General features: G+C 68.9%; 1 protein-coding gene. It reads right to left on the bottom strand.

Going from position 1 to position 228, the window contains the following annotated elements:
- Window positions 1–228, bottom strand: a 228-nt coding sequence (locus BN358_RS27700; protein WP_040583129.1) for a hypothetical protein, incomplete at both ends; no start/stop codon positions are given.

The following is a 228-nucleotide window of genomic DNA, read 5'->3' as shown; positions in this document are numbered from 1 at the left end:
AGCGGCTCCACCAGTGGCGCCGGTCAGGCTCTCGGGGTCGCGAACGCCGTCCTCTTCCGCGCCCACCGGCTGCGCTGATCCCGAGGGGACGGTTCCTGCGTCGTCCCTCACCACGCCCCACCCCGGCGCAGGATCGGGGCTACCGGGGACGGTTCCTTTCCGGTTCATTCCGCCCATGACGAGCCGATTGAACCGGAAGGGGACGGTTCCGAATTCCGTAGCGTTCTC

The sequence above is a fragment of the Sedimentibacter sp. B4 genome, from assembly GCF_000309315.1.
Taxonomy (GTDB): Bacteria; Bacillota; Clostridia; order Tissierellales; family Sedimentibacteraceae; genus Sedimentibacter; species Sedimentibacter saalensis.
Note: the sequence above shows the minus strand (reverse complement) of the source record. Positions and strands in the feature narration are given on the sequence as shown.